Origin of the sequence: Yoonia vestfoldensis (assembly GCF_002158905.1) — a bacterium.
In the GTDB taxonomy this organism is placed as follows: domain Bacteria; phylum Pseudomonadota; class Alphaproteobacteria; order Rhodobacterales; family Rhodobacteraceae; genus Yoonia; species Yoonia vestfoldensis_B.
Genome location: NZ_CP021431.1, coordinates 3,266,147 through 3,281,300, shown reverse-complemented (window position 1 = coordinate 3,281,300; position 15,154 = coordinate 3,266,147). Strand labels below are relative to the sequence as shown.

The following is a 15,154-nucleotide window of genomic DNA, read 5'->3' as shown; positions in this document are numbered from 1 at the left end:
TACGGTCTTGCAAAACTAGGGTAGGGTGCGCTTCAGCGCACCCCCCGACCCACAGCCTTGATCGCAAAGGCATAGGACCGCGCCGCATCCTCGAGCGCTGCAAACCGTCCGGTTTTGCCGAAATGCCCCGATGTCATATTGGTTTTCAGCAGCAGGATATTGTCGTCGGTTTTGGTGATCCGCAGCTTGGCGACCCATTTGGCCGGTTCCCAATAGGTCACGCGCGGGTCGGACACGCCCGCTGTCACCAGCATCGCGGGATAATCCTGCGCGGTGACATTGTCATAAGGCGAATAGGCGCGGATATCGTCAAAGGCGGTTTTGCTTTCGATCGGATTGCCCCATTGCGACCATTCGCCCGGCGTCAGGGGCAGTGTGTCGTCAAGGATCGTGGTCAGCACATCGACAAAAGGCACATCGGCGATGATGCCGGCCCAAAGCTCGGGTGCCATGTTCACCACAGCCCCCACCAGCAGCCCGCCCGCCGATCCGCCCTGCGCCACGATCCGGCCTTTGCCGGTGTAGCCGTCGGCGATCAGCGCCTTGGCTGCGCCGATGAAATCGTGGAACGTGTTCGCCTTGCGTCCGAATTTCGCATCCTCATACCAGGCGCGGCCCTTTTCCTCGCCGCCGCGCACATGGGCGATGGCATAGACAAAGCCGCGATCCACCAGCGACAACCGGTTGGCGGAAAAGCCTGCGGGCATGGATGCCCCGTAAGAGCCGTAGCCATAAAGCAGGCAAGGCGCTGCGCCGTCCAGTTCGGTCGTTGCGTGGTGCAGGATTGTCACCGGCACCAGCGCCCCGTCATGCGATGGCGCCATGATCCGGCGTGTGGTGTAATCGGCAGGGTCGTGGCCGCTGGGCAATTCTGTCTGTTTCATCAACACCCGCTTGCCTGTCGCCAGATCAAAATCGAACACTTGTGACGGCGTTGTGGGCGATGAATAGGTAAAGCGGAACATATTGGTGTCATATTCCGCGCTCGGGTCAGCCCCTAAAGCATAGGCCTCTTCGTCAAAGGCGATACTCTGCATCTCGCCCGCAGGCCCTTGATAGCAGATCCGTGGCAGCGCGTTTTCGCGTTCCACCCAGATCAGCCAGTCGCGATAGGCGGCCAGCCCGATCACCATGCGCCCCGCGCGATAGGGCACCAGATCGGCCCAATGCGCGCGCTGCGGCGTGGCGACAGGTGCGGTGACAATCTTGAAATCCACCGCGCCATCGGCATTGGTCAGGATCACGAAGTTATCGCCCTGATGGTCGATCTCGTATTCCAGCCCTTCGGTCCGGCCTTCAATCAGCTGGGGTGCGGCCTCCGGCGTGGCGGTGGGGATCACCCAGACCTCGTTTTCGTCGTTCATGCCGGTGGCGATCTGGACATAGGCCCCCGAGCGCAGCCGGCTGACGCCGACGAAATAGCGGGGATCTTTTTCTTCGTAAACCAGCACGTCCTCTGTGGGATCGCTGCCGATCCGGTGGCGAAACACCTTGTTGGGGTGATGCCTGTCGTCCACGCGGACATAGAGCAATGTCTGGTCATCGACCCAAGCAACCGACCCGACATCCGCGATCAGCGTGGCGCTGTCCTGTCCGCTGGCGGTATCGCGCAGGCGCAGGGTAAAGAACTCTGATCCCGTGGTGTCGGCCTTCCATGCAAGAATGCCGTGGCCGGGTGCCACAGCGACAGCGCCAAGGTCGAAATAATCATGCGCCGCCGCCTCGGCATTGACGTCCAGCAGCACGACCTCGTCGCCGCCATCGCGCGCGGTGCGGATATAGACAGGATGTTCGGCCCCTTCGCTATAGCGCATGAGATAGGCATAAGCGCCGTTTTTGCGCGGGACGGATGTGTCGTCTTCCTTGATCCTTCCGCGCATTTCCGCGATCAGCGTGGCTTGCAGATCGGTCGTATCGGCCATGGCGGTGTCGTAATAGGCATTCTCGGCCCGCAGGTAATCCGCGATATCGGTGGGCAGTTTGGCGGGATCGCGCATCGCCTCTTGCCAGTTGTCCGCGCGCAGCCATGCGAAATCGTCGTGCAAGGTGACGCCATGTGCCGTCGCGGTGGTCGGGCGTTTGTCGGCCAAGGGCGCGTCGGGCAAATGTTTGAACATCAAGATTTCCAATCAAAGGCTGGGTTTGCGGATCATCGCAAAGACAAGCGGTGCAACCGCGATCACCAGCGTGATGCGGATGACGTGGATCACCGATACATAGGTTGCGTCCTGCCCCATCGCGAGGGTCAGCAGCGACATTTCCGTCAGCCCCCCCGGCGCATAGGCCAGAAACGCCTGCGCCAGTGGCATGCCCCCCGCCAGCACGATCACTTCGGCAAAGCCAAGGGCGACGATCAGCATGATCCCCGAGGACAGCGCAGCCAGCCCCAGTTCGCGCCCCAGATCGGCCAGCCTTGCGCCGACAAAGCGGGTGCCGATCACGGTGCCGATGGTGACTTGGGCCGCTATGACAAACAGGCTGGGCGGCGGCACGGTCACAAGGGCGGTATAATGGGCGATCCCGCTCAGGATCATCGGGCCAAAGACGGGGGCGGCGGGCAATCGCGCGATCTTGCCCAGCCAAGCGCCCGCCACGGCGCAAAGCCCAAGCACGGCATAATCGCGCAGCGTCAGCGCGCCAAAGCCTGTCCAATTGGCGCCATCGCTGCCCCCCGCCGACACGCCCAGCACCAGCCCGAAGTAAAGCGCCACAAAGGTAATCACGATCATCACCCGCGCGGCATGGGCAAGCGCGATCTGGCGTTCGCTGCCACCCGCCTCGCCGCCCAGCAGGATCATTTCATTCAACCCGCCGGGCATGGCGGCATAATAGGCGGTGACCGGATCATAGCCGCCGATGCGGCGATAGATCACGAAAGACACCCCCGCCGCCGCCAGCAGGAAGGGCGGCAGCAGGACCAGCGTCAGCACCCAGGTCGAGATCAGCCCGAACATGTCGGCCGTCACACCCGACCCCAGCAGCACACCGATCACCGGCACCACGATATGGCGCAGCCCGGCGGGCCCTTTGACCGGGGCGCGCAGCATGGCGGCGGCGACATTGGCGATCATCGGTCCCAGCATCCACGGCAGCGGCAGCCCGATGGCATAGGCGATCACCCCGCCTGCCAGCCCGATCAGCAGCGCCAGCGCGGTTCTGTGTTCAAAGCCCGCCAATATGCCGGGCCCCACGGTCCTTTGCCAAGGCGATCTGCTTTTGCCGTTCGCGGAACCGGGCCTTGTCCTCGGCGCTGGTCTCATCCACGCAATGATGGCAGGCAACGCCTTGCTCGAACGCGGGATGGTTGCGATCCTCGGGCAGCAGCGGGCGGCGGCAGCCGTGGCACAGGATATGCGGCCCCTCGGCCAGCCCGTGGCCGACGCTGACGCGGCCGTCAAAGACGAAACATTCCCCGTCCCATTTGCTGGTATCCTGCGGCACCTCTTCGAGGTATTTCAGGATCCCGCCCTTGAGGTGATAGACCTCTTCCACCCCTTGGCCCATCAGGTAATTGGTGGATTTCTCGCAGCGGATGCCGCCGGTGCAGAACATCGCGATGCGCTTGTTGTGGAACCGGTGCTTGTTGGCTTCCCACCATGCGGGGAATTCGCCGAAAGATTTGGTCTGCGGGTCAATTGCTCCGTCGAATGTGCCGATCGCCACCTCGTAATCGTTGCGCGTGTCGATGACCGCGACATCGGGCGCAGAAATCAATGCGTTCCAATCGGCTGGATCGACGTAATGGCCGACCCGCGACACCGGGTCGATATCGGGCTGGCCCATGGTGACGATTTCACGCTTGAGCCGGACTTTCATGCGGTGGAACGGCGCGTCTGCGGCGGTGCTTTCCTTCCATTCCAGATCGGCACAGCCGGGCAAGGCGCGGATATGCGTCAGCACCGCGTCGATGCCCGCGCGATCCCCCGCGATGGTGCCGTTGATCCCTTCGCCTGCCAGCAGCAACGTGCCGCTGATCCCGCGCGCGCGGCACAGGTCCAGCAGCGGCCCGCGCAGGGCGGCAGGGTCGGCAAAGCGGGTGAAATGGTAAAGGGCAGCGACGATATACATGGGCCTTGGATTACGCCTGCCCGCGCATCTGTTCAAGAGGGGCCTGCCGCCAGCGCCAGCCCATCGACGACGGCGGTAAACGCCTCGCCGCGTTCAAGGGCGGCCTGCGGGAACAGCGCGGTCATCGAGGTTTCGACGGCCTGCAACAGGCTGGACCCGCCGACAAAGACGATCTTGGCAATATGCGCAGGCGTGAGGCCCGCTATCGCCAGCGTCTCTGCCGCGCAGGCGCTGATCGCGGCGGTCTGTGCAGCCAGCGCCGTTTCCATCGCGGCCTTGGTGGTCGGCTCCCAGAGATCAGCCGCGATAAAGCGCAAATCAATGCCGGTCTGGTCCGTATCGGGGGTGTTCAGCCGGATCTTGGCCGCCTCGACCGCAAAGGCGACATCATGGCCCAATTCCATGTCCAGCACGGTCTGCAGCCGGGTGAAAAGTGTGGAATCGACGCCCAGTTTTGCAAAGCCCGCCGCCATGCGCCGGTTTTCCGGCGTGTAGAGGAAAGGGATTTTCTGCCATGTCGCCAGGTCATTATAGATCGCATTCGGTGCCACATGCCGCCCGTCGCCGATGGCATTGCCAATCTCGGCCCCGCGGCCCAGCAGCGGCATCACCTGCGCCAGCGACAGCGCGCGGTCAAAATCGGTGCCCCCGACGCGCACGCCGTGGCTGGTGATGATGCGCGTGGCCTCCCCGTCGCGTTCAAAAATCGTGAAATCCGATGTGCCGCCGCCGATATCGACGACCAGCCCCAAGGCACCCTTGTCCAGCGGCCCCGCGGCCAGTGCCGCCGCCTCTGGTTCGTTCATAAAGGTCACATCGCGGAAACCGGCCAGCAGATAAGCCTCGCGCAGGTCCAGCGCGGCCTGGGCATCGCGCGCGGGATCGCCAGAGTGAAACCGCACCGGGCGGCCCGACAGGGCGTGGTCATAGCTTTGGCCGGTCTCGGCCTCGGCGCGGGCGCGGATCATCGCCAGAAACCGGGCAACGACCTCTAGCAGGGTCAGCCGTTCATGGCCGATCATGCGCCGTTCGCGCAGCAAAGGCGTGCCCAGCACCGATTTCAACGCCCGCATGAAGCGGCCTTCGCGGCCCTCGATCAAGGCGGCATTGGCGCTGGAGCCATAAAGCGTGACCTTGCGATCAGGGTCAAAGAACACGGATGTCGGCAAAGTCGTCTGACCGGGTTCAACCGCGATCAGATGCGGCCGCCCCGCCGCCATCACGCCCGCCGCCGTATTGGAGGTGCCAAAATCGATCCCGAGCGTCGCCATCATACCCCCTGCAAAGACGCCGCCGATAGGAAAATTGCGCGCAAGGCGCAAGCCCCCGGGTTTCGTTTGGGATAAATCAATGGCAGATTGGGCAAGAAGCAGGACAGGAAGCCGACGATGACACATGCGCTGATCGTGATCGACGTGCAGCAGGACTTTTGCCCCGGTGGCGCGCTGGCCGTGGCGGATGGTGACCAGATCGTGCTGGGGATCAACGCGGCAATGAATGATTTCGATGTCGTGGTATTGACGCAAGACTGGCATCCGGCGGGGCATTCTTCTTTTGCATCGACCCATGGTGCCGCCCCGATGAGCATGATGGACATGCCCTATGGTCCACAGGTGCTCTGGCCGGATCATTGCATTCAGGGGTCGCTGGGCGCGCAATTCCATCCCGATCTGACGGTGGACCGCGCCGATCTGATCATCCGCAAAGGGCATAACCCGGCCATCGACAGCTATTCGGCGTTTTTTGAAAACGACCGGACCACGCCGACCGGGCTGGAAGGCTATCTGCGCACGCGCGGCATCGACCGGATCACGCTGGTCGGGCTGGCGACAGATTTCTGCGTCGCCTATTCGGCGCTGGATGCGGCAAAGCTGGGGTTTGACGTGACGGTGCGGCTGGATCTATGCCGGGCGATTGATTTCGACGGGTCGCTGGCGCGAGCCAAGGCGGATATGGACGCGGCGGGTGTTGCGCTCTGATGATGGTGTCGATCATTATCCCGACCTATAACCGGTCTGCATTGCTGCAACGGGCGGTCGCGTCTGCCTTGACCGCCTGCCCGCAGGATGGCGAAGTCATCGTGATCGACGACAGGTCCGATACCGCCGAGACAGCCTTGCGCGATATCACAGACCCGCGTCTGCGGATAACTACAAATACGGGCGACAAAGGTGCGGCGGGCGCGCGGAACCACGGCATCGCGCACGCGTGCGGCGAGATCGTGATGTTCCTTGACGACGATGATGTGATGGTCGCTGATTATCCCGCGCGGGTGATTGCGGCGGCGCGGGAAAGCGTGGCAGATTGGGGTTTCGCACGACGGGCCGAGATTGCATGGATCGGACAGGCGTTAGAAACGGCGCGACCTATTCAGACACCAGATATCGCGACCGGGATGGTACCGGACAATGTGCCGATCCTCACGCGCTTGCCGGCATTCAGCCAAGGATTCTGGATACGACGGGAGGTTTTTGATGACCTTGGACCGATCTTTGCTGATCAGACGCTAGATGAGGACTCCGATTATTGCTTACGACTTTATGGCCACGGGCACAGAGCATGGTTCGAGTCGGAGCCCGGTTGTATCTATAGCCAGAATTACACTGTCCGTGAAAACACCGCGCCGCAACTGACCCGTGGCGCCGCAAAACGGATCGAATCGGAATGCCACTTGCGTACATTCCAGCGCAACCAGAAGTATTTTGGTACGAGGTCGCCCGAGCGCTGGGCGTTGATTCGACGCTGTCTCCGCTTTGCGGCATACCACGACGTTAGCGAGACGCCGCCTGAGCTTTTGGCGGGACTGAAACCGCTCGACTGGCGCGTCTGCGCATGGCTGTTCTGGCAAATGAAGAGGCGCGGCAAGAACATCCACCAGCGCCGCGTCGCGCGCAAACTGGCACGCAGCTAACCCTTGCCCTTGCGCGCAGGCCTTGGTCTAACACCCCAAACCGTCAGGGGAACATCATGGTCGATATCGCCACCCGCGTCTGGAACCACAAGTGGAAGATCGACCCGATCGTGCGGTCGCTGATCGACACGGATTTCTACAAGCTGCTGATGTGCCAGTCGGTGTTTCGCAATCATCCCGATACGCAAGTCACCTTCAGCCTGATCAACCGGACCAAATCCATCCGGCTGGCCGATCTGGTGGATGAAGGCGAATTGCGCGAACAGCTGGATCATATCCGCTCGCTGCGGCTGACGCGGGGTGAAAGCACCTGGCTGCGGGGCAACACATTCTATGGCAAGCGGCAGATGTTCACCCCCGCCTTCATGACCTGGTTCGAGAACCTGCAACTGCCGCCCTATCATCTGGAAAAGATCGACGGGCAATATGAACTGACGTTTGAGGGGTCCTGGCCCGAAGTCATGCTGTGGGAAATCCCCGCGCTGGCGGTCATTATGGAATTGCGTAGCCGGGCGGTGCTCAAAACGCTGGGACGGTTCGAATTGCAGGTGCTTTATGCCCGCGCCATGACCAAGCTATGGGAAAAGGTCGAGGACCTGCGCCATATCCCCGACCTGCGGCTGGCCGATTTCGGCACGCGGCGGCGGCATTCCTATCTGTGGCAGGATTGGTGCGTGCAGGCGATGATGGAAGGGCTGGGCAACAACTTCACCGGCACCTCCAATTGCCGGATCGCCATGCAGCGCGAGATCGAGGCAATCGGCACCAATGCCCATGAACTGCCCATGGTCTATGCCGCGCTGGCTGATAGCGACGCGGCCCTGCGGCAGGCGCCCTATGCGGTGCTGGCCGATTGGCAAGAGGAACATGACGGCAATCTGCGGATCATCCTGCCCGACACTTTTGGCACCAAGGGGTTTCTGGACCGCGCCCCCGATTGGCTGGCGGGCTGGACGGGTATCCGCGTTGACAGCGGCGATCCGGCGGCGGGGGCCGAGACGGCGATTGCCTGGTGGCAGTCGCGTGGCGAGGACCCGCGCCAGAAACTGGTGATCTTTTCCGACGGGCTGGACGTGGCCAAGATCAGCGAATTGCACCAGCAGTTTGCCGGACGGGTGCGGGTGAGCTTTGGCTGGGGGACGATGCTGACTAATGATTTCAAGGGCTTGGTGGCGGGGGATGCGCTAGCGCCGTTCAGCCTTGTCTGCAAGGCGGTCGCGGCGAATGGGCGACCGACGGTGAAGCTGAGCGACAACCCCAACAAGGCGATGGGGCCAGCGGACGAGATCGCACGTTATAAGCGCGTGTTCGGGGTGGGGGAGCAGGAGAGGGTAGAGGTTGTGGTTTAGGTAAAGGCGTAACGCTGAGTCAAAATTGCCACATTGATGCCGTGATCATAACTAAGGTACCTGTTGGCGTATGAACCTTACTTGGTGTCCGACATGCAAAATGTAATAAAAGCTTTTTCGGATGAGCAAGCCTCAAGTCTCACGGGGCTGTCGAAGCATCAGCTTCGTCACTGGGATAAAATTGGGTTCTTTCAACCGGCGATGGCGCACGCAAATAGAAGTGTAGCGCTTAGTCGAGTATATTCATTTTCAGATCTTGTTGAACTTCAAGTGCTGAGGACGCTTAGGAATGACCATAAGTGTTCCTTGCAGCACCTAAAGGGCGTCAAGAAGAAGCTTGAAGAAATTGGCGAGCAGCGTTGGTCCAACACTATTCTATACGTTCTAGATAAACGCGTAGTTGTATACGACGAAGAGACAGATCAACTTGAAGATATCCTGTCTTCTCAGCGAGTGCTGAAAATTCCTCTTCGGATCGTAAAGGCTGACATGAGGGATCGGATTAAAGAGCTGTGGGTAAGGCCTGAGGAGCTTGTAGGTTCGTTTCAGCAGAAGCGAAATGTCGTTCATAATGCAACAGTCATCAGCGGAACACGCGTGCCAGTTTCTACGATCAGAGATTTTATTGACGAAGGCTACTCCGATATAGAAATTATTGCGGAATTCCCGACGATAGCCATCGCTGATGTAATTGCTGTTCGCGAGGAAATAGCTGCTTAAAAAGGTTTTTCAGTGCGGTTTTTTTGGATGAAGGTGTGCCGAGGAGTGTAGGCTCCGTGTTAACTGATAACGGCCATGCGGTCATCTACCTTTCAGAGGCGCTGCAGACGGGATCTCCTGACGATCTAGTAGCATTAACCGCTCAAGAGAACGACGCGATATTGGTTGCCTGTGATGGTGACATGAAGGTCATGGCTAAAAAGTATGGCGTCACAAATACTCGATATCGAAAATTGAGCCTGTTAAAGCTCACACTGAAGAAGCAAACGCAAGCCAAGTATCGTGTCGAACAGGCATTGAGTCTGCTTGAGCATGAGTGGAAGTTTTGCGAGCATAAACAGTCGCGTCGCCTTTTCATCGAGATCAAAGACCAAAAAATCTCGTCGATGCGCTAATCCCCTCACTCATCCACCTTCCCCCGCATCGCCTTCACTTCCCCGCGCACCTTCTTCTCTTTCAGCCGCCGCTTGACTGACCCATAGGTCGGTTTCGTGGCGACGCGGCGTTTGGGGACCATTGTGGCGGAGAGGACCAGTTCGGCCAGCCTCTCGCGCGCGATGTCGCGGTTGCGGGCCTGGCTGCGGGTGTCTTGGACGAAGATCACAATCGCCCCCTCGCTGGTCCAGCGCCGCCCCGCCAGCCGCCGCAGCCGCCGTTTCACCGGATCGGGCAGGTTGGGGGACCGTTCCGCCTCGAACCGCAATTCCACGGCGGTGGACACTTTGTTCACATTCTGCCCGCCGGGACCGGAGGCGCGGGCAAAGCTTTCCGTCAGCTCCCAATCGGCGATGGTGATCTGGTCGGTGATGCGCAGGGTCATGACGGTGTCTTTGGTTGGGTGGTGTGGCCGCATTTGGCTGCGCCAAACGCTGACCCGCACGAGGTCGAAAGCTGCGCTTTCGACCATGGAAAAAGGGCTATCCGGTCTGGATAGCCCTTTCCTGAATGTCGGAGGTGAGTCGGTTAGGATCTCCACCTTGGGGTTAATTCAGCCAAGGGCTGCCTTAGCTGCGCGCCCCCCAAGTTGTCCCGCCACACGTTTCCAATACTTCATGATGCACTGGATCACCTCCTTTCAAATGTTTCACTCTCTACAGAGTCGCACAGATTTGGTATATTTCAAGTAAAAATATACCACAGGTCGCGTTTAAATTTGCGCCCGCTGCATTCGCCCAACAATCAGGCGGAATGGTAACAGGGCCAGCAGGGCGATGGTCAGTTTGACCCCCCAATCGGCCACGGCCAGCGACACCCAAAGCGGCACCAGCGGGCCGGCGTTCAGGAACGGCACGGCGTCCTGTGCCCAGATGATTTCATCCGCCGCCGCGGCTGACAGCCCGTTGAAGGCCGCCGAAAAGGCGATAGAGAAAAAGATCACCGTGTCGACGGTGGACCCGACCAGCGTGCTGCCCAGCGGTGCTTTCCACCAGGACCCGTCGCGCAGCCGGTTGAACACGGCGATGTCGAGCATCTGCGCCACGGCAAAGGCGGTGGCCGACCCGATGGCGACCCGCAGCGCGACGGCGGGGAATTCATAGCCGTCGCCTTGCAGCATGATCTGGCTGCCGATCAGCGAACAGATGATCCCGACGACCAGACCGGCGAACACGACCTTGCGCGCGGCTTGCATGCCATAGACGCGGTTCATCACATCGGTGACCAGAAAGGCCAGCGGATAGGTGAATGCCCCCCAAGTCAGCAGACCGTCGAGGATCAGGAATTGAACAAGGATGTTAGAGGCCACGACGATGGCGGCCATGGCGATAACGCCGGGAAGGATACGTGTCATTTGATTGTTTCCGTTTTGACAAGGGTGCGGCACTTGGCCCCCAAGGGGGACAGCGCGACCTAACGCCCGCCCGTCAGTCCGTCAACCGGTATTCCACGATCTCGGTCCGTTGAAAGGCGCGGAAATTGTCGTCAGAGATCAGGGTCATCCGCAGCCCCTGATCATCCTGCCAGATGCTGATCCCCTCAAGGTTATCGTGCTGGCGCAGCCGCGTTTCCAGCAGGACCGCTTCGTTGCCGCCGGTCAGATCGAACCGCCGCACCCGGCTGCGAAACCCGATCCCCAGAAAATCCCGTTCCAGCACATATAATCGCCCGTCCGGCCCGATATCCGCGCCCGCGACCAGGAACGCGCCGCGCCGCGCGATGCTGAACGGCTGGTCCCAGATGCCATCGCGCAGCCGGTAAACCGTGAAAGGCTGCGTCGCGGCACCCGACCGTTCGGGGATGGTGTAAAGCGCCCCGTCGCTGTCGATGGCCAAAGCTTCTAGCGATGCATTGGTCTGCATCCCGTCAAAGGCCGGTGTGGTGATCAGGTCAGATCCGGGTGCGTCGATGGCGGCAAAGCTGCCGATGCCATGGGTCCATTCATAAGAGACATAGATCGTGCCATCGGCCCCGATGGCCAGCCCCTCACTATCGCTTTGCGCGCGGGTCAGGGCGCGCCCGCCGGGGCCTGTCATCGTCACGATCGGCCCTGCCGTGATCCCGGTGATCTGGCCGTCAGCGCGGGTAAACTGACCCGTGATAAACATCGCCCGGTCGCTGAGCGCGAGGAAACTGTCCCCATCATCTGATAGCTCGATCGCGGAAAAGCCGCCAAAGCGCGGATCATCCAGCGTCCAGGTATAGCTGCCGATCAGGACAGGTTCTGACCGGACGGGAAGCCCGAAAAACAGGGCGCAGAGCATGGTGATCAGGCGCAAGGCAAGGTCATTTCATGATGATGGCGCATGACCCGACGATAGCGCCGCAAGGTTAAGATCGCTTTACAAAACTCAGTTGGAATTCAGCACGCTCAGACATTGGCCCGGCAGGCTGGCCATGGTCAATTCGCTGCGCGGTATGGCGGGCGGGGCCGCAGGGTCAGGTGGCGGCGGGTTCAGGATGGTGTTCACCCAATCCTGGGCCTCGGCACAGCCGTCGCCGACGGGCGGCGGGGCCTGGTCAACGCAGGTCGGATCCCCGGCGGGGCAGTGCAACCGGACATGGAAATGATAATGATGCCCGTACCAAGGCCGGACCTTGTTCAGCCAGCTGCGGTCGCCGGTCGCATTCTGGCACATTGCGACCTTTGCGCCCGGAAAGACGAAAATCCGTGCCGTGCGCGGGTCAGAGGCGGCGGCGCGGATCAGCGCCTCGTGCTGCGGGGTCCAGTCGCTGTTGACATAGGCCCCGTTCGCCCGCCGCATCGAGATCGACGAAATCGCCTCGCGTTCGGCGCGCGAAAGATCCAGCCGTGTCGCCGGCAGCATCCAGATATCGGCATCCAGCCCGGTCTGGTGGCTGGCGTGGCCCGTCAGCATCGGTCCGCCACGTGGCTGGCTGAGATCGCCGACGTAAAGGCCGTTCCACCCCGGCAAGGTTGCGGCGAAGCGGCTAAGGTCTTGCACATAATCCACGGTGACCGGCTGCGCCCAGTTGCGGTTGCGCGACAGGCGCATCGCCTGCCATGTCGGGCCGGTTTCTGGCAAGGCGACGGCGCCGGCCTGACAGCCTTGTGCATAACCGCCCAAGGCCGCAGGTGATTGCGCGCTGGGGCGCGGGGCTGCGCCGAACAGCACCTTGGCCACGCGGCTGTCGCCCGCGTTCTGCGTCACCGCGATCCGTGGTGTATCCTGCTGGCAGGCCGCCAGCCCCATGCTCAGGATGATGGCTGCGGCAATGCGGACCATGCGTCACGATCTCCGTTCTTGTTGACATAGCGTAGCAAGAAAAGCCCGATCATGAAAAGAAAGATGATCGGCAGGAAACCCAATTGGTTGCTGCCGGTGAGGATCGTGAAAAGCGTGATCAGCGCGGGCGCGAGGAATGCCGTGGCCTTGCCGGTCAGGGCGAACAGGCCGAACGCCTCGGCCGGATGATCGGGATGGGTGTGCCGCACCATCATTGACCGTGACGCGGCATAAAGCGCACCCCCCGCCCCGCCGATGCAGATGCCGCAGAAATAGAAGACCAGATCGGGGATCGGTGATCCTGCGGGCAGCGGGATGCCAAAGATCGCCTGCCGCGACATGCCGACGATGATGACAGACACGCCGATCAGCACCCAGACGCAGGCTTTGATCACCGGTTTCGGGCCATAGCGCGCATCGCCCAAACCGCCCAGCCATGTCACGATCGCCGCCGCGATGGCCGCGATGATGCCAAAGACGCCGATCTGGATCGTCTGCCATTCCAGCACAAGCGCGGCATAGACCCCGCCAAAGGCATAGACCGCATTCAGCGCGTCCCGATAGAACATCGACCCCAGCAGGAAATTGAACAGGCTTTTGCGTTTCACGACGGATCGCAGCGTCGCCATCAGCTCGCCGGTGACGGCGCGCATATTGGTGGGCTGGCGCAGGGCATCTGGATCGTCGCGGACATAAAGAAAGAACGGAATGATAAAGATCACATACCAGATCGCGATAAACGGCCCGACAGACCGGGTGCCTTCGCGCAGGTCAGGGCCCAGCCCGAACAGCGGCGCATTGCCCAGCAAGGTCACGCCCTGTTCGTTTTCCGCCAGCAACAGCAGCATTAGGAATAGTGACACCACCCCGCCCCAATAGCCAAAGGCCGCACCCGACCCCGAAATGCGCCCGACCTCACGGTCATTTCCCAAGGACGGCAGGATCGCATTGACAAAGTTCAGCGCACTTTCAGCGGCGATAAAGCCCACATAGAACAGGATCAGGATCAGGATCAGCGCGGATCCATCCGGTGTCAGCCCCCAAAGCATCCATGTCGCTACGACGTAAACGACCGAGAAAAAGGCGATCCATGGGATCTTGCGCCCGGACCGGTCGGCAAAGGCCCCCAGAAAGGGCGCGCTGAAGGCAATCAGCAGCCCCGCGACCGTCTGGCCTGCGGACCAGATCCATTGCGCGCGGGCGTTGGCGGCGGATTCCTCTAGTCCTGCGCCCAGATAATATTGCGCCGCGACCACCGCGAAATAGGGGCCGAAGATGAAGGTCAGGCCAAGCGTGTAAAAGGGCTGCGATGCCCAGTCAAAGGCCATCCATCCCCAGATCCGTTTCTTGCTGACCATGACCTGTCCCTGCATCTCTTTTCAGGGACTAGACACTGCAAATCATGTCGCTGGCAAGACAAGCTTTAGGGTTGTGCGCCGTGATCGACAGGGGGCCATGGCCGCGCGCGGTCGGCCTCGATCCAGCCTTGCACCCAATCGAGCAGGCGGGGCTGTGGATCGCGCATGCCCATTTCGGCCAGCAGCCTGTCTGGCCGCACGATCCCGTTTCTATCCGTTGCCGCCGAGCGATAGAGGATCTGCACCGCGCAATCCTGTCCGATCCAGATGGATTGGTCCAGATAGATGAACTTGTCATCCCAGCCGATGCATTTGCTGACCATGCGAAACCGTGTGAAGGGTCTGATCCTTTTGCGATAGCGCACGGATGCGCCCGCCATCGTCAGCCCCCAGCGGTTGCGCTGCAATGCCGCCACCAGCCCGGTGCGGATGCCCAGCCCGGTGCGCCCCAGATCCATGATCGTCAGGATACGGCCGTTGTTCATCTCGAAATAGACGTCGATATCCTGCGGCCAGCAGCGGTGCCAAGACACATGCGCGTCCATCGGCCCGATCGCAGGGCTGCGCCGGGCGAGGATGATTTCCTTGAGGGTGCGGATGACAGGATACATAAGACGCCTTTTGCTGCTGGGTGCAAAGTGATCTCGCCTGACGTTAACGTCAACTTTAACCTCGGGGCAACCTTGGGCTTGTCGGATTGGGGGGAACCGCTTAGGTCAGTGCGACAGTTTCAAAAAGGCGGTTTCTTCATGCTTACCATCATACAGGCGTTGCTATTGATCATCGGCGTCGTGCGGTTTTTCGTCATTGCGCATTTCATCATGAGCTGGCTGATCCGGTTCGAGGTGCTGAACGTGCGTCAGCAATTCGTGGGGCAGGTCTGGTACACGCTCGAACGTGTGCTGGAACCGATCTATGGCCCGATCCGCCGGATGCTGCCGAATATGGGCGGCATCGATCTGTCGCCGGTCTTGGTGCTGGTCGGTCTGGAAATCCTGCGCATCTTCCTGATCAACAACATGGGCGCGTTTCTTTGATCGCAACCCGCATGGCGGCATGGCGCAA

At 60.9% G+C, this 15,154-nt stretch carries 16 protein-coding genes; 6 read left to right on the top strand and 10 right to left on the bottom strand.

The window, feature by feature from the left end; all coding sequences use genetic code 11:
- Nucleotides 1-32 precede the first annotated feature (32 nt).
- From LOKVESSMR4R_RS16440 to LOKVESSMR4R_RS16425, 4 genes are read right to left on the bottom strand one after another with little or no spacing between them, the layout of a single operon-like run.
- Nucleotides 33-2,117: a S9 family peptidase gene (locus LOKVESSMR4R_RS16440; RefSeq protein WP_087213448.1), complete on the bottom strand. Its 2,085-nt coding sequence runs from the start codon at nucleotides 2,115-2,117 to the stop codon at nucleotides 33-35.
- Nucleotides 2,118-2,129: 12 nt separating this feature from the next.
- The gene (locus tag LOKVESSMR4R_RS16435) at nucleotides 2,130-3,191 is read right to left on the bottom strand and encodes an AbrB family transcriptional regulator (RefSeq protein WP_237331824.1); all 1,062 of its coding nucleotides are present in this window, start codon (nucleotides 3,189-3,191) and stop codon (nucleotides 2,130-2,132) included.
- Nucleotides 3,163-4,068, bottom strand: a complete 906-nt coding sequence (locus LOKVESSMR4R_RS16430) for a rhodanese-related sulfurtransferase (RefSeq protein ID WP_087210789.1) — start codon at nucleotides 4,066-4,068, stop codon at nucleotides 3,163-3,165. Before LOKVESSMR4R_RS16430 ends, LOKVESSMR4R_RS16435 begins: the two co-directional genes overlap by 29 nt.
- Before the next feature lie 32 nt (nucleotides 4,069-4,100).
- Nucleotides 4,101-5,339 carry an Hsp70 family protein gene (locus tag LOKVESSMR4R_RS16425; RefSeq protein WP_237331967.1) on the bottom strand — a complete coding sequence of 413 codons (1,239 nt, stop codon included), beginning with the start codon at nucleotides 5,337-5,339 and terminating at the stop codon, nucleotides 4,101-4,103.
- A gap of 117 nt (nucleotides 5,340-5,456) precedes the next feature.
- Between LOKVESSMR4R_RS16425 and pncA the strand changes: the two genes are divergently transcribed.
- From pncA to LOKVESSMR4R_RS16400, 5 genes are all read left to right on the top strand, one after another.
- The gene (gene pncA / locus LOKVESSMR4R_RS16420; protein ID WP_087210782.1) at nucleotides 5,457-6,047 is read left to right on the top strand and encodes a bifunctional nicotinamidase/pyrazinamidase; all 591 of its coding nucleotides are present in this window, start codon (nucleotides 5,457-5,459) and stop codon (nucleotides 6,045-6,047) included.
- Complete coding sequence (locus tag LOKVESSMR4R_RS16415) at nucleotides 6,047-6,979, top strand: glycosyltransferase family 2 protein (protein WP_087210779.1); 933 nt, start codon at nucleotides 6,047-6,049, stop codon at nucleotides 6,977-6,979. Before pncA ends, LOKVESSMR4R_RS16415 begins: the two co-directional genes overlap by 1 nt.
- Nucleotides 6,980-7,035: 56 nt before the next feature.
- Nucleotides 7,036-8,328, top strand: coding sequence for a nicotinate phosphoribosyltransferase (pncB, locus tag LOKVESSMR4R_RS16410; RefSeq protein WP_087210774.1), 1,293 nt, complete (start codon nucleotides 7,036-7,038; stop codon nucleotides 8,326-8,328).
- Between the two features lie 63 nt (nucleotides 8,329-8,391).
- Nucleotides 8,392-9,048 carry a MerR family transcriptional regulator gene (locus LOKVESSMR4R_RS16405; protein WP_157898255.1) on the top strand — a complete coding sequence of 219 codons (657 nt, stop codon included), beginning with the start codon at nucleotides 8,392-8,394 and terminating at the stop codon, nucleotides 9,046-9,048.
- A 23-nt stretch (nucleotides 9,049-9,071) separates the two neighbouring features.
- On the top strand, nucleotides 9,072-9,443 hold the full coding sequence (locus LOKVESSMR4R_RS16400) for a DUF5615 family PIN-like protein (RefSeq protein ID WP_257790134.1): 372 nt from the start codon (nucleotides 9,072-9,074) through the stop codon (nucleotides 9,441-9,443).
- Nucleotides 9,444-9,448: 5 nt separating this feature from the next.
- Here LOKVESSMR4R_RS16400 and arfB read toward each other — a convergent pair whose 3' ends face one another.
- The 6 genes from arfB to LOKVESSMR4R_RS16370 all read right to left on the bottom strand — a co-directional run bounded on the left by arfB (nucleotide 9,449) and on the right by LOKVESSMR4R_RS16370 (nucleotide 14,700).
- Nucleotides 9,449-9,868 carry an alternative ribosome rescue aminoacyl-tRNA hydrolase ArfB gene (gene arfB, locus LOKVESSMR4R_RS16395; RefSeq protein ID WP_087213445.1) on the bottom strand — a complete coding sequence of 140 codons (420 nt, stop codon included), beginning with the start codon at nucleotides 9,866-9,868 and terminating at the stop codon, nucleotides 9,449-9,451.
- Nucleotides 9,869-10,195: 327 nt separating this feature from the next.
- Complete coding sequence (locus LOKVESSMR4R_RS16390; RefSeq protein WP_087210764.1) at nucleotides 10,196-10,837, bottom strand: queuosine precursor transporter; 642 nt, start codon at nucleotides 10,835-10,837, stop codon at nucleotides 10,196-10,198.
- 73 nt (nucleotides 10,838-10,910) lie between these two features.
- The gene (locus LOKVESSMR4R_RS16385; RefSeq protein ID WP_087210761.1) at nucleotides 10,911-11,762 is read right to left on the bottom strand and encodes an esterase-like activity of phytase family protein; all 852 of its coding nucleotides are present in this window, start codon (nucleotides 11,760-11,762) and stop codon (nucleotides 10,911-10,913) included.
- 72 nt (nucleotides 11,763-11,834) lie between these two features.
- Nucleotides 11,835-12,731: a penicillin-insensitive murein endopeptidase gene (gene mepA / locus LOKVESSMR4R_RS16380; RefSeq protein ID WP_087210758.1), complete on the bottom strand. Its 897-nt coding sequence runs from the start codon at nucleotides 12,729-12,731 to the stop codon at nucleotides 11,835-11,837.
- Entirely contained in the window at nucleotides 12,701-14,089 is a 1,389-nt protein-coding gene (locus tag LOKVESSMR4R_RS16375) for an MFS transporter (protein WP_237331823.1), read from the bottom strand. The genes mepA and LOKVESSMR4R_RS16375 overlap by 31 nt, the downstream gene beginning before the upstream one ends.
- Before the next feature lie 65 nt (nucleotides 14,090-14,154).
- The gene (locus tag LOKVESSMR4R_RS16370; RefSeq protein ID WP_087210750.1) at nucleotides 14,155-14,700 is read right to left on the bottom strand and encodes an acyl-CoA thioesterase; all 546 of its coding nucleotides are present in this window, start codon (nucleotides 14,698-14,700) and stop codon (nucleotides 14,155-14,157) included.
- Between the two features lie 138 nt (nucleotides 14,701-14,838).
- Between LOKVESSMR4R_RS16370 and LOKVESSMR4R_RS16365 the strand changes: the two genes are divergently transcribed.
- Entirely contained in the window at nucleotides 14,839-15,126 is a 288-nt protein-coding gene (locus tag LOKVESSMR4R_RS16365; RefSeq protein ID WP_087210747.1) for a YggT family protein, read from the top strand.
- Nucleotides 15,127-15,154 lie beyond the last annotated feature (28 nt).

Coding starts and splice junctions, on each gene's coding strand:
- mepA (WP_087210758.1), bottom strand. CDS start 12,731: ATGGTCCGCATTGCCGCAGCCATCATCCTGAGCATGGGGCTGGCGGCC.
- LOKVESSMR4R_RS16365 (WP_087210747.1), top strand. CDS start 14,839: ATGCTTACCATCATACAGGCGTTGCTATTGATCATCGGCGTCGTGCGG.
- LOKVESSMR4R_RS16430 (WP_087210789.1), bottom strand. CDS start 4,068: ATGTATATCGTCGCTGCCCTTTACCATTTCACCCGCTTTGCCGACCCT.
- LOKVESSMR4R_RS16390 (WP_087210764.1), bottom strand. CDS start 10,837: ATGACACGTATCCTTCCCGGCGTTATCGCCATGGCCGCCATCGTCGTG.
- LOKVESSMR4R_RS16415 (WP_087210779.1), top strand. CDS start 6,047: ATGATGGTGTCGATCATTATCCCGACCTATAACCGGTCTGCATTGCTG.
- LOKVESSMR4R_RS16440 (WP_087213448.1), bottom strand. CDS start 2,117: ATGTTCAAACATTTGCCCGACGCGCCCTTGGCCGACAAACGCCCGACC.
- arfB (WP_087213445.1), bottom strand. CDS start 9,868: ATGACCCTGCGCATCACCGACCAGATCACCATCGCCGATTGGGAGCTG.
- LOKVESSMR4R_RS16370 (WP_087210750.1), bottom strand. CDS start 14,700: ATGTATCCTGTCATCCGCACCCTCAAGGAAATCATCCTCGCCCGGCGC.
- LOKVESSMR4R_RS16425 (WP_237331967.1), bottom strand. CDS start 5,339: ATGGCGACGCTCGGGATCGATTTTGGCACCTCCAATACGGCGGCGGGC.
- LOKVESSMR4R_RS16375 (WP_237331823.1), bottom strand. CDS start 14,089: ATGGTCAGCAAGAAACGGATCTGGGGATGGATGGCCTTTGACTGGGCA.
- pncA (WP_087210782.1), top strand. CDS start 5,457: ATGACACATGCGCTGATCGTGATCGACGTGCAGCAGGACTTTTGCCCC.
- pncB (WP_087210774.1), top strand. CDS start 7,036: ATGGTCGATATCGCCACCCGCGTCTGGAACCACAAGTGGAAGATCGAC.